Here is a 12,700-nt window from a genome sequence, read left to right as displayed (position 1 = left end):
GATGCGATCACTCATCGTGGGAACAAGAAAGAGCCAGTTGGCAATGACCCAGACTAGCTGGGTTGTCGACCGCTTGAAAGAAGTGAAGCCGGGACTCGAGGTGAGAATGGAGAAAATTGTCACCAAGGGCGATCGGATTCTCAATGTCACGTTGTCCAAAGTGGGCGGCAAAGGATTGTTTGTCAAAGAGATTGAACAAGCATTATTGGACGGGCGCATTGATTTTGCCGTACACAGCATGAAAGATTTGCCGGGTGAGATGCCGGAAGGGCTTGTGATCGGAGCCATTCCCCGTCGTGAAAATCCACGGGATGTGCTGTTGTCGCGCGATGGAAAGATGCTGGCTGAATTGCCGCCCGGCTCCGTGGTGGGGACGAGCAGTCTGCGGCGCCAAGCGCAGATATTGGCCTCCCGCCCTGATTTGAGGGTGGAGCCGGTTCGTGGCAACCTGGATACGCGCATCCGGAAAATGAGGGAAGGACAGTTTGATGCGATCGTACTTGCGGCGGCGGGCCTTTACCGCATGGATTGGCAAAGCGAGATTTGTGAAGAATTGCCGATCAACGTGATGTTACCCGCGGTTGGCCAGGGAGCGCTCGCCATCCAGTGTCGTGAAGATGACCATGAGCTGCTCTCTCTCCTCGCCGGGATCAACCATGAGCAGACGGCGCGGGCAGTCCGGGCGGAAAGGGCTTTTTTGGTCGCCTTTGAAGGAAGTTGCCATATGCCCCTGGCTGCTTACGCCGAAGTCGATGGAGAGGAAGTGCACTTGACCGGTTTGGTGGCGCAACCGGACGGTAAAGAGGTCATCAAGAAAAGCATGCGAGGCAAAGACGAATGGGCGGTTGGCAAACAGCTTGCCAAAGAGATGAGAGAGCTTGGAGCAGGTCAACTGCTGGCACTCAGTGAGAGGAGTTAGTCGGATGACGAAACTTGTTTATTTGGTAGGAGCTGGACCGGGGGATCCCGGATTAATTACAGTAAAAGGATTGGAAGCGATTAAAAAGGCAGACTGCATTGTTTACGACCGTTTAGCGAGCCCTTTGCTGTTAAAGCACGCGAAACCGAAGGCCGAATTGATTTACTGCGGCAAGCTGCCGGACCGGCATACGCTGACCCAGGAGGAGATCAATGACTTACTGGTGGCTAAAGCGAAAGAGGGGAAGGTCGTAACCCGGCTCAAAGGGGGAGATCCTTTCATTTTCGGCCGCGGGGGTGAAGAGGCGGAACGCCTTGTGGAAGAAGGGATTCCGTTTGAAGTCGTACCGGGGATTACCTCGGCAATCGCCGTTCCCGCTTATGCCGGCATTCCCGTCACACACCGTGACTTTAATTCCTCCTTTGCGATCGTCACAGGGCATGAACGGCCGGAAAAAACCGAATCATCCATCCGTTGGAACCACTTGGCTACGGCAGTGGAAACTCTGATCTTTTTGATGGGGGTCGGAAATCTGCCGTTTATTGTCGAACAGCTCATCAAATACGGCCGTTCAAAAGAAACGCCGGTTGCACTTATTCGCTGGGGCACCCGGGTTGAACAGGAAACGCTGACGGGAACCTTGGAGGATATCGTGCAAAAAGTGGAGGAGGCCCGTTTCCGTTCCCCGGCCATTATCGTGGTGGGGGAAGTCGTAAAACTGCGGGAAAAATTGTCGTGGTTTGAAAAGAAACCGCTGTTTGGCAAAAGGGTTCTGGTCACAAGGGCTCGAAGCCAGAGCAGCGTTTTGACGGAGAAAATTCAGGCGCTTGGTGGAGAAGCGGTAGAATTTCCCGTGATCCGCATCACCCGTCCTGAGCGCCAAGACCTGTTGGATGCGGCGTTGCATCAGCTTGAGCGGTTTGACTGGGTGATTTTTACCAGTGCCAATGGAGTGAAGCACTTTTTTAAACGCCTGATCGAATTAAATCTCGATATTCGCCGGATGGCCAAGGCGCGGATTGCGGCGATCGGTCCCAAAACGGCAGAGGTGCTAATCGAAAAAGGATTGCGGGTGGAAGTGTTGCCGGAAGAGTATAAGGCAGAAGCGCTTGTGGAAGCACTCAAACCGATGATCAAGCAGGGAGAAGAGATTCTGCTTCCCCGTGCCGATATCGCCCGCGAAGTTTTGGCTGTTGAATTGGAGAAACTGGGATGCCATGTCACGGAAGTGGATGCATACGATACAAAAATCGGCACCGAAGATGCGGGCGAAGTAGTAGAAATGCTGAAACGGGGCGCTATTCATGTGATTACCTTCACAAGCTCCTCTACGGTTCGCAATTTTGTCGAAGCAGTGAAAACAGTCGAACCGGAGGTTCCCGCTTTGCTCTCCGGGAGCAGGATCGCCTGCATCGGTCCCATCACGGCACAAACCGCTGCCGAACTGGGGCTGAAGGTAGATGTGGTTGCTGATTCATATACGATTGACGGTCTGGTGGAGGCATTAAAAACACTATAGGCCCGGCATGATAAAGGAGGAGTTTTCTATGCAATCATATATCCGACACCGTCGTTTGCGAGCAAGCGAGCAGATCCGCCGCATGGTTCGTGAACATCACGTTCATGTTGAGGATCTGATTTATCCGATTTTCGTGGTGGAAGGGGAAAATATCAAACAAGAAGTTCCTTCGATGCCTGAGGTTTACCATTATTCCCTGGACCGGCTGCATGAGGAGATGGACGAGCTGGTCCGGCTGGGCATTTCTTCTGTCATCATTTTTGGGGTGCCGGCTGAAAAGGATGAACGGGGGAGCTCTGCAGATGATGAACAGGGAATCGTGCAAAAAGCGATTCGCTATATCAAAGAAAAGTATCCTTCCATTTACGTGATCGCCGACACCTGTCTGTGCCAGTACACTTCGCATGGTCATTGCGGTATCGTAGAAAACGGAGTGATCGTCAATGACGCTTCATTGACGCGGCTCGTCTCAACCGCTGTTTCCCAGGCCCGGGCGGGTGCTGATATGATCGCTCCGTCCAACATGATGGACGGTTTTGTTTACGAGATTCGTAAAGGATTGGATGAAGCCGGGTTTTCCCATATTCCAATCATGTCTTATGCCGTCAAGTACGCCTCAAGCTTTTACGGACCTTTCCGGGATGCGGCTCATTCCACACCGCAGTTTGGCGACCGCCGGACCTATCAGATGGACCCGGCCAATGTACGAGAGGCGATGCGGGAAGCGGCCTCTGATGTGGCCGAAGGTGCGGACATGCTGATTGTCAAACCGGGGCTTCCTTATCTCGATGTCATGGTGCGTGTGCGGGAGCGTTTTGACTTGCCAGTTGTCGCTTACAACGTGAGCGGTGAGTATTCCATGGTCAAAGCGGCTGCACTCAATGGCTGGATTGATGAAAAGCAGGTAGTGACCGAATCGATGCTGGCATTCAAACGGGCCGGGGCAGATCTGATTATCACGTACCATGCCAAAGATCTGGCCCGCTGGCTAAAAGGGGGAGAATAAGATGCCCGTCAAAACGATGGATGAACTGGATAAAGAGATCCTGAACCAACTCCAGGAAGGTGTGGAACTGGTTCCTGAGCCGTTTAAAGCAGTGGCCGAAACCTTGGGGACAGACGAAGAAACGGTTTTGTCGCGTGTCCGTGAGTTGAAAAAGGATACCATACGCCAAATTTCCGCCATTTTTGACACCCGTACACTCGGCTACAAGTCCAGCTTGGTTGCTGCAAAAGTACGGGAGGAACACCTGGATGAAGCGGCCCGCATCATTAATCAGCATCCCGGGGTTACCCATAACTATAAGCGAAACCACGAGTATAATCTCTGGTTTACCATTGCTGTACCTCCGAACAGCCGCATCGGTCTCGAAAAAACAGTGGAACTGTTGGGCAAGTTGGCCGGCGTTGAGGTGATTCGCCTGATGCCAACGCTGAAATTGTTCAAGATCGGGGTTCAGCTCGACATGACCGGCAAACAGGATGGAACGAAAGCAAAAGCAAAACCGAGCTATAATGAGGAAGACCGGAAAAAAGCGGATAAAGTGATCACCGATTTTGACATTGCCGTGATTCGCGAATTGCAAAAAGATCTCCCTGTTCAATCACGCCCCTTTGATCTTTACGCACAAAATTTGGGACTTTCAACGGAAGAACTGTTGGACGCGGCTAAAAAAATGCTTGAACGGAAGCAGATGCGCCGCTTCGCCGCCATTCTCAATCACCGCAAGGCCGGGTTTCGCTTTAACGGCATGGGGGTTTGGGCGGTTCCGGAAGACCGTGCCGATGAAATTGGCCCGGTGATGGCTTCCTTTAAAGCCGTCAGCCATTGCTATCTGCGTCCGACTTATCCGGATTGGCCGTATTCGATTTTCACCATGGTGCATGGCCGGACCTTGGAAGAATGCGAAAAAATCTTGCAGGCGATTGAGGACGAAACCGGAATTACCGAACGTGCGACGCTCTATTCGACCAAAGAATACAAAAAGACCCGGCTTCAGTATTTCACACCGGATATGGATGAGTGGGAAGAGCGTGTGATTCGAGAACAAAAAATAGAGGCTTAACCCGGCCTCAACAGATTGGTGTCAGCAGCCCCGCAGCGATTGCACGGGGCTCTTTTTTTACGCTGAAATCTCCACCACGCCCAGAAAAGCTGCACTTCCGGTGGCCTCGATGCGATTGATCTCTCTGGACGTCAGCCTTCGTGGCACGAAAATGAACGAAGACGTCAGATCATTAAAAATGGGCCCGACAAAAGGAACCGATCTTGATCCAAAAAATACTTGTCTTCTGCCCGAGTAGTTTACGTCTTCCCACAGAACTAGGGTTAAGCTGCCCGGATTATTCGGGTTGGACATGCGAAAGCTGGACAGGAGATCGTTAAAGGCAAATGCATTCATATTGCGGACCGCGACTCCGCGCCGCCGGAAGCGGATTCGCCTTCCGGAAAAATTGGCATCTTGAAACAGTTCAAGTGAAAGGCGGGCCTGTTGGATGTTCAAAGGTTTTTTCGGAGAAGCCGGCTTTGCGGTTGGTAATTCGCCGGATGGCTTTTTGCTGATCCTCATTCTTTTTGCTCCTTTTCTATAAAAATGTTTTTCTTTGTTAAAATATGAAATAGAATGATCAATTGTATGGTTCATCATAATACTTGATAGAAAACATTTTCCGGAATCAGCTGATTCCATCCGGTATTTGTTAGAAAAAATTTGCTTCCGTTTCATGTGGAAATCAACAGTATGCGTTAAAATAAGGAATGAATGATTCGGTACATATTTTTGAAGAAGGTTGTGATGGTGGATGCAGAAGCGTTTTGACCGTTCCATCGCCGATTATCGCGAAGCGGTGCAGGTCATCCCCGGTGGGGTGAACAGCCCGGTGCGGGCATTTCGGTCGGTGGAGATGAACCCGATTTTTATAGAGCGTGCGTTCGGTTCCCGCATGGTGGACGTGGACGGCAATGAATATATTGATTACATCGCCTCGTGGGGTCCGTTGATTCTGGGACATGCACATCCCAAAGTGATTCAGGCCATCAAGGATACGGCGGAAAAAGGAACCAGTTTCGGTGCGCCGACCGAATTGGAAACGGCGATGGCCAAACTGGTGACAGAGCGGATGCCCTCTGTCGATATCGTGCGCATGGTAAACTCGGGAACAGAGGCAACGATGAGCGCAATCCGCCTGGCTCGTGCCTATACCGGGCGGAATAAAATTCTCAAATTTGAAGGAAGCTATCATGGTCATTCGGACAGCTTATTGATCAAGGCGGGTTCAGGGGTGGCCACGCTCGGCTTGCCTGACAGTCCCGGCGTGCCGGAAAATACGGCGCAACACACCCTGACTGTTCCCTACAACGATTTAAACAGTGTCAAGCTGGCTTTTGAAAAGTTTGGCGAGGAAGTGGCTGCGGTCATAATGGAACCGGTTGCCGGAAATATGGGGGTTGTTCCTCCTCTCCCCGGCTTTTTGGAAGGAGTGCGGGAGATTACCGAGCAATATGGGGCCCTCCTCATTTTCGACGAAGTGATGACCGGTTTTCGCGTCGATTACCATTCGGCACAAGGAAGATTCAACATCCTGCCTGATCTGACCACGATGGGAAAAGTGATCGGCGGAGGATTACCTGTGGGCGCTTACGGCGGAAAAAGGGAGATCATGGAACAAATCGCTCCGACCGGCCCTGTTTATCAAGCGGGAACGCTTTCCGGCAATCCGCTGGCGATGGCGGCCGGCTATGCCACGTTGACAGAGATGACGCCGGATGCTTATCAGGAACTGGAGCGAAAAGGGCGGATTTTGGAAGAAGGGTTGCGCAAAAATGCAGAAGAAGCGGGAATCCCTGCCCATATCAACCGAGTTGGATCGATGGTCTGCCTCTTTTTCACAGGGGAAAAGGTGGTTAACTACGAAACTGCAAAAACGGCTGATACGAAGCGTTTTGCCGAGTATTTCCGCCATATGGTGGATGAAGGGGTGCTGATCCCCCCGTCCCAGTTTGAAGGGATGTTTATCTCGACGGCCCACACCGAAGAGGATTTGAACCGGACACTGGAAGCGAATCGCAATGCCTTGAAAAAGCTGAAAAAGTAAAGAGAAACTTTGGTTCAACAACCCTGGCGGCAAACAGCTGCCGGGGTCTTCTTTATTTCGGAGTTTGTGGCCGGATGCAGTGGATCTTCTGTTTTTTGATCATCTTGTTCTTTTTTTGGCCCTTTAAAAGTGATAACCTTCGTTCCCATGCATATAGTTAAGTAACGTCCAAAACCTATGACTATCCCGAATAGAAAGGGAACAGCTTTTGTTAAGGAGGGATTTGCCGTGGAAAACCGCTTTACCCAACTTCGCTTTGATATCTCCGAAAAAGTGAGATTGCAACCGCAGCAACCGGGAATGAATACCCTCCTGGAACTGGACCTGTACCCTGATGTCGAGATCAAAGATGAGGGCCAACATTTAAAAATTCAAGGGTATCTGCGTCTTAACGGAATGTATATCCCGCAGCAGGAGGGGGAAGTGGAAGGACCTGATCACACCGGGTTACATACAGAAGCGTTTTTGTACGAAGAGGAACATCGCAGTGAACTCGCCTACGTGATTCCTGTTGAGATCACATTGCCGGCGGATCGGGCTGAACAGGCTCACATCTCGGCGGAGGTCGAATCGTTTGATTATCAAGTTCTGTCCCCGTTTGAATTGCAAATTGAAGCTATCCTCATGATAGACGGTTTGCTGCCGGATCCAAATGAGGAGGCAGAAAAAGCCGGTTCCCATGAGGAGCGCGAGATGGATGACACTGTCCCGGAATTTTCCGGCGCTCCCGTACGGCCGATCAGTATCCAAAGTGAGGAAGAAGGGGATGTGGAGCCTGAACCGGAAGTGGTGTCACGAGCCAGGGAGCAGGACGAAGAAAATACTTCCGGAAAGAGGGTGAACAGGGAACAGGGAGAGGAAGCCGAAGAGGAACCCGAAGCCAAAGTCCTTCCGCATGAAGTTCCCGAAACGGAGGAAAAGCGAGCACAACGGGAACCGGAGCCGGCAGGAAAAGAAAGTGGGAAAAAGAAGACAGCGGAAGAGAAAGAAACAGCTTTCCCGAAGGAGACGGTTGGCCGAAAAGAAACGGTTCCCGAACAAAGAGAAGTTTCAACGGAGGAGAAAACGAAGGAAAAACAACGGACGGAACCGGAACGACAGACAATTTTTGCGCAATCGCCGCGGGAATTTTGGGAAGAGCGGCAAAAGGAAAACCAGTTTGAGGAAGTCTTTGAAACGGAAGTCGAAGAAGAGCTGAATTCAGGCGGGGAAGCGCCGGAAACCGATCAGGAAAACAAAAAGCAGACTGATTGGATTCGCTGGTTGGTCGGCAATAAAGAAGAACAATTTGTCGGCCTGAAGATCGTGATCGTGCAAAGAGATGAGACAATTGACCATGTGGCGGCCCGGTATGATGTGGCTGTGAGCCAATTGATGAGACTGAATCAATTGCAGACGGACCGCCTGGAAGAAGGGCAAATCCTCTATGTGCCCGATTATGCGAAAAAACAAACGACTTAAGGAGGAGGACAGGTGATGAACCGGGCACCGCTTGCAAGAGAAAATGCGTTAGCCGAGGTATTAAGCAAGTATGGATGGGAACCCGCCTATGTTCAATATACCGGACGGGTGTGGAAAGTGGTGATGCCCGAGGGGGAGTATGCTTTAAAAAATTCGCGGGCGCCGCGTGAAAAACTGCTGCTTCTCCATCAAATGCTGGAACAGGTGCGGGAAGAGGGATTCCCCCATCTGCTGCCCTGGGTGAAGAACAGGGATAATGAGCCGGTTGTGCAGGTGGGGAACGAAGTTTGGTATGCAACCCCCTGGAAAGATGGAGGAGAAGCCGGACCGCCCTCACCGACAGAAACCGTTCAGGCGTTGGCACAGTTGCACAGCCTGACCGAACCGCTCATCGAACGCTATCCGGAACTGCCGAAGCGGATCAGCCGGGATTTTATCCAAAAATGGAAGGAAAAGAAGAACCAGTTGTCGGAATATCTCGAAACGGTGGAAAAAAGGGAATTTGCTTCTCCGTTTGACCAGTCGTTCCGGAACCTGAAAGAGCGGCTGGACGATACCTTTTCTTTTGCCATTCGCGGCCTGGAGCGGTTTGTGGAGACGGATGACGGCGCTCTGCCCCGCTATGCCCTGTGTCACCGCCGGATGCATGACAGTAACCTGGTTTGGGATGATGAACAGTTTTATTTTATCGATTTTGACCATGCCCAGGTGGAATCGCCGGTACGGGATCTGGCTTTGGCAATCCAGCGCTTTACTTCCGACAGGGATGTGAGCGAAACACCGCATGATCTGCTCCAAGCGTATGAAAATTCCTATTTGTTAAAACCAAAGGAGAAGCGCCTGTTGGCTTTATATTTGTCGTACCCGGAACGGATGATGAAAACACTCAAATTGTATTATGAAACTCCCCGTCTGTCACAAACCGAAGCGCAAACCGTACAGAGACTGGAGGCGGAAGTCAGGCAAATGGAACAGCTCCAGGATCTGGTCAGACAATTGTGGCCGGGGCAAAAGAAGAATGAAGAAAACAAATCGGCAACGGCTGCCGTACCTGTGCGCACCGGCAAAAAGAAAGGAAAAGGAAAACGCAAGTCTTAATCCGGGAACTCCCGGTTTTTTATTTTTTGTAATAGTTTGCGCAATGCTTTTAATGGTAAACTAAGTGCGAGTACCCAGAACAGGACTTCCAACATAAAGACCGCTCCTCACCCGTCAAGTGATCAGAAATGGAATGAACTTGGATTTGCCTGGGATTTTGCCCGGAAGCAGAAGTTGATTATGGAAAAAAGTGTTTCCTTTATGCAAATGTTATGCGCAATAAGTGGCGTTTGCTTGTTTTTTTGGCTTATTTTGAAGAAATACTGGACAGATGTGTACGAAAAGTAGAGAATAAGAATATGCTGAAGGGTAAATATATTGGATACTGACAGGAAGGGGTTTAGTCTCTTGAGTTTGGTTAAAACTGTGGTAAGAAAAGCATACCGGGGAGTAATATTTTTATCATTTCTCAGTATCCTTTTGCTATGCACTGTATTGCTATTGGCGTTTTTGGCTGATCCGGCAGCCATGTATGACTTCATCAAGCATACATTCGGGTTGAAAAATTAACCTCCCTTGGCCGTGCGGGTGCGGTTTCTGACTGGCCTCATCTTTTATTCGGCGACACGTTCGCCGTTTTTTACTTGGGTTTGACTTGGATCAAAAAAACGGTGTAATATAATAAAACAAATCATGCGATTCAAAGCTGTGAAAGGGAAGAGTAGATGGATCTGACCCGTTCAGAGAAAGAAACCCTCCGGCTGAAAGGTTTCTTCGGGAAAACCGTCGAATGTCGCCCTCGAGCTGGCCTTCTGAAGGATTGATCTGTGTAGGAAGGTCCGGAACCGGCCGTTATCCGGTCAAAGTGCACTGTTCAGAGCGAATTTGATCAGTGAACAAAGGTGGTACCGCGAAAATTCCTTTCGTCCTTTGCCGGGCGAAAGGTTTTTTTATTTTACAGAAGAATGGAGGAAATGGTATGAGTGAAACTGTGACCAGTAACTTGCCTTCCGCGTATGATCCGAAACAGACGGAAGCGAAATGGTACGATTACTGGCTGAAGGGAGAGTATTTCAAAGCGGGGAGCGATCAGAGGAAAAAACCCTTTACCATTGTGATTCCCCCGCCAAATGTGACGGGAAACCTGCACATCGGCCATGCGCTCAACAACACTCTCCAGGATATCTTGATCCGTTTTAAGCGCATGCAGGGATTTGATGCCTTGTGGCTGCCGGGCATGGATCATGCCGGAATCGCCACCCAGGCGCGGGTTGAAGCGAAACTGCGCGAACAAGGAATCAGTCGTCACGACTTGGGGCGGGAAAAATTTTTGGATGTGGTTTGGAAATGGAAAGAAGAGTATGCGGACAATATCGCCCGCCAATGGAGAAAAATGGGGATCTCCGTCGATTACAGCCGGGAACGGTTCACGCTTGACGAGGGATTGTCCGTGGCGGTTAAGGAAGTGTTTGTCCGCCTGTATGAAAAGGGCCTGATCTACCGGGGCAAGTACATCATCAACTGGGATCCGGTCGCACGCACGGCTTTGTCGGATATTGAGGTGATCTACAAAGAAGTCAAAGGTGCTTTGTATCATCTCAAATATCCGCTGAAGGACGGTTCCGGCTATATCCGCGTGGCGACCACCCGCCCGGAAACAATGCTCGGTGATACGGCGGTCGCAGTTCACCCCGAGGATGAACGCTATCAACACCTTATCGGAAAAACCGTCCTGCTTCCGATCACCGGCCGCGAAATTCCGATTATCGCCGACGAATATGTTGATCCGGAATTCGGCAGCGGGGCAGTAAAAATTACGCCGGCCCATGACCCGAATGACTTTGAAGTAGGAAACCGGCACAAACTTCCGCAAATTCTCGTCATGGATGAAACAGGCAAAATGAATGAGCTGGCAGGAAAATATCAAGGGATGGACCGCTTTGACTGCCGCAAGCAAATTGTCGAAGATCTCAAACAGTCCGGCCATCTGATCGAGATTGAAGAACATGTGCACTCGGTCGGCCACAGCGAGCGTTCGGGAGCCGTAGTCGAGCCTTACCTCTCGACGCAATGGTTTGTGGCGATGAAGCCGCTTGCCAAACGGGCGATTGAAGTGCAAAAAAGCGGCCGGGGGGTTCGCTTTGTACCGGAGCGTTTTGAAAAAATTTACCTGCACTGGATCGAAAATGTACGCGACTGGTGCATTTCCCGGCAATTGTGGTGGGGACATCGCATTCCGGCCTGGTATTGCGATTCCTGCGGCGAAATGACCGTCGCCCGGGATGAGCCAAAAGCATGTCCCAAGTGCCAGGGCACGAGCCTGAGACAGGATGAGGATGTGCTCGACACCTGGTTCAGCTCCGCCCTGTGGCCGTTTTCCACGCTGGGTTGGCCGCAGGAAACAGAGGATTTGAAACGGTATTACCCGACGGATGTGCTGGTGACCGGGTATGATATTATCTATTTCTGGGTTGCGCGCATGATCTTTTCAGCGTTGGAGTTTACGAACCGGATTCCGTTCCGCGATGTGCTGATAACCGGTTTGGTCCGGGATGCTGAAGGTCGCAAAATGTCCAAATCGCTGGGCAACGGCGTTGATCCGATGGATGTAATTGAAAAGTACGGCGCCGATGCGATGCGTTACATGCTCTCCACCGGCTGCACCCCGGGAAATGATCAACGCTTCCGCTGGGAGCGCGTGGAAGCGGCACGTAACTTTGCCAATAAAATTTGGAACGCGTCTCGCTTTGCGCTGATGCATCTGGAAGGAATCAAAGCGGAGGACTTAAAGCTGACGGGTCCTTTCTCCACTGCCGATCAATGGATCATGCACCGCTTGAACGAAACGATCGCTGAAGTGACGCGTTTGTTGGATCGTTACGATTTTGGTGAGGCGGGCCGCGCCCTGTATAATTTCATTTGGGATGAATTCTGCGATTGGTATATTGAATTTGCCAAACTTCCGCTTTACGGAGAGGATGAGGAGGCAAAACGGGTTACCCGTTCGGTGCTGGTTTATGTGCTTGATCAGGCGCTCCGTCTGCTTCATCCGATGATGCCGTTTATTACGGAAGAGATCTGGCAGCATCTGCCGGTCAAAGGTGAAAGCATTACTGTGGCCGATTGGCCGAAAGCGGATGATTCTTATGCCAATGCTGAAGCGGTGAAGGAGATGCAGGTGCTGATCGAAGCGATCCGGGCTGTGCGCAATATTCGCGCGGAGATGGAAGTGGCGCCCAAACACCAAGTGGAGCTGCTGGTGCGCCCCGATGCTGATGTGATGCCCGCTTTTGAACGGAATGAAGCTGCGATCAAGCGCTTGTGCGGAGTAAGCCATTTGACGGTCGATCCGGCTTTGCCCCGACCGGAAAAAACGATGACGGCCGTGATTACCGGTGCGGAATTGTTCCTGCCGCTGGCCGGCTTGGTTGATGTCGGGCAAACCATCGAACGCTTGAATGCCGAGCTGAAGAAATTGAATGCTGAAGTGGAACGGGTGGAGAAAAAATTGGCAAACCCCGGCTTCGTCAATAAAGCGCCGGCTCATGTGGTGGAAGGTGAGCGTAAAAAAGGCGAAGAATACAGGGAAAAACGTGAAAAGGTATTGGCCAGGTTAAGGGAACTCCAAGGATGAGATTCGGCGGGGCAGGCGTTTTCCTGCCCTCGCT

The 12,700-nt window shown here is 51.1% G+C and carries 9 protein-coding genes and 1 other annotated feature; of the genes, 8 read left to right on the top strand and 1 reads right to left on the bottom strand.

The features are described from left to right. The first annotated feature begins 1 nt into the window (after position 1). Genes hemC through ahbA form a run of 4 tightly spaced genes read left to right on the top strand, consistent with a single transcriptional unit; the run spans position 2 to position 4,504 of the window. On the top strand, positions 2–919 hold the full coding sequence (gene hemC / locus I8U19_RS02025) for a hydroxymethylbilane synthase (protein WP_033099238.1): 918 nt from the start codon (positions 2–4) through the stop codon (positions 917–919). Between the two features lie 4 nt (positions 920–923). Next, positions 924–2,438, top strand: a complete 1,515-nt coding sequence (gene cobA, locus I8U19_RS02020) for a uroporphyrinogen-III C-methyltransferase (protein ID WP_033099237.1) — start codon at positions 924–926, stop codon at positions 2,436–2,438. A gap of 28 nt (positions 2,439–2,466) precedes the next feature. Then, positions 2,467–3,444: a porphobilinogen synthase gene (hemB, locus tag I8U19_RS02015; protein ID WP_033099236.1), complete on the top strand. Its 978-nt coding sequence runs from the start codon at positions 2,467–2,469 to the stop codon at positions 3,442–3,444. Between the two features lies 1 nt (position 3,445). Next, entirely contained in the window at positions 3,446–4,504 is a 1,059-nt protein-coding gene (gene ahbA, locus I8U19_RS02010; RefSeq protein WP_033099235.1) for a siroheme decarboxylase subunit alpha, read from the top strand. Between the two features lie 57 nt (positions 4,505–4,561). Here the strand turns inward: ahbA and I8U19_RS02005 are convergent, their stop codons facing one another. Beyond that, positions 4,562–5,008, bottom strand: coding sequence for a hypothetical protein (locus I8U19_RS02005; RefSeq protein WP_232330886.1), 447 nt, complete (start codon positions 5,006–5,008; stop codon positions 4,562–4,564). Between the two features lie 232 nt (positions 5,009–5,240). Between I8U19_RS02005 and hemL the strand changes: the two genes are divergently transcribed. The 4 genes from hemL (at position 5,241) to I8U19_RS01985 (ending at position 12,666) form a co-directional block, all read left to right on the top strand. Further along, positions 5,241–6,533 (top strand): glutamate-1-semialdehyde 2,1-aminomutase, encoded by a 1,293-nt coding sequence (gene hemL, locus I8U19_RS02000; protein WP_033099234.1) that lies wholly within the window; start codon positions 5,241–5,243, stop codon positions 6,531–6,533. A gap of 228 nt (positions 6,534–6,761) precedes the next feature. Further along, on the top strand, positions 6,762–7,994 hold the full coding sequence (locus I8U19_RS17570) for a LysM peptidoglycan-binding domain-containing protein (RefSeq protein ID WP_198055036.1): 1,233 nt from the start codon (positions 6,762–6,764) through the stop codon (positions 7,992–7,994). A gap of 15 nt (positions 7,995–8,009) precedes the next feature. After that, on the top strand, positions 8,010–9,092 hold the full coding sequence (locus tag I8U19_RS01990) for a phosphotransferase (protein ID WP_198055035.1): 1,083 nt from the start codon (positions 8,010–8,012) through the stop codon (positions 9,090–9,092). A gap of 639 nt (positions 9,093–9,731) precedes the next feature. Continuing rightward, positions 9,732–9,966 (top strand) — a binding site (T-box leader). 45 nt (positions 9,967–10,011) lie between these two features. After that, positions 10,012–12,666 carry a valine--tRNA ligase gene (locus tag I8U19_RS01985; protein WP_198055034.1) on the top strand — a complete coding sequence of 885 codons (2,655 nt, stop codon included), beginning with the start codon at positions 10,012–10,014 and terminating at the stop codon, positions 12,664–12,666. Positions 12,667–12,700: the final 34 nt, after the last annotated feature.

The organism is Thermoactinomyces sp. CICC 10523 (assembly GCF_016055105.1).
In the GTDB taxonomy this organism is placed as follows: domain Bacteria; phylum Bacillota; class Bacilli; order Thermoactinomycetales; family Thermoactinomycetaceae; genus Thermoactinomyces_A; species Thermoactinomyces_A daqus.
The sequence above is the reverse complement of the archived record's forward strand: the minus strand, read 5'-3'. Positions and strand labels throughout refer to the sequence as shown.

Excerpts from the sequence above, each read along its gene's own strand:
- hemC (WP_033099238.1), top strand. The coding sequence starts at position 2 with ATGCGATCACTCATCGTGGGAACAAGAAAGAGCCAGTTGGCAATGACC.
- cobA (WP_033099237.1), top strand. The coding sequence starts at position 924 with ATGACGAAACTTGTTTATTTGGTAGGAGCTGGACCGGGGGATCCCGGA.
- hemB (WP_033099236.1), top strand. The coding sequence starts at position 2,467 with ATGCAATCATATATCCGACACCGTCGTTTGCGAGCAAGCGAGCAGATC.
- ahbA (WP_033099235.1), top strand. The coding sequence starts at position 3,446 with ATGCCCGTCAAAACGATGGATGAACTGGATAAAGAGATCCTGAACCAA.
- I8U19_RS02005 (WP_232330886.1), bottom strand. The coding sequence starts at position 5,008 with ATGAGGATCAGCAAAAAGCCATCCGGCGAATTACCAACCGCAAAGCCG.
- hemL (WP_033099234.1), top strand. The coding sequence starts at position 5,241 with ATGCAGAAGCGTTTTGACCGTTCCATCGCCGATTATCGCGAAGCGGTG.
- I8U19_RS01990 (WP_198055035.1), top strand. The coding sequence starts at position 8,010 with ATGAACCGGGCACCGCTTGCAAGAGAAAATGCGTTAGCCGAGGTATTA.
- I8U19_RS01985 (WP_198055034.1), top strand. The coding sequence starts at position 10,012 with ATGAGTGAAACTGTGACCAGTAACTTGCCTTCCGCGTATGATCCGAAA.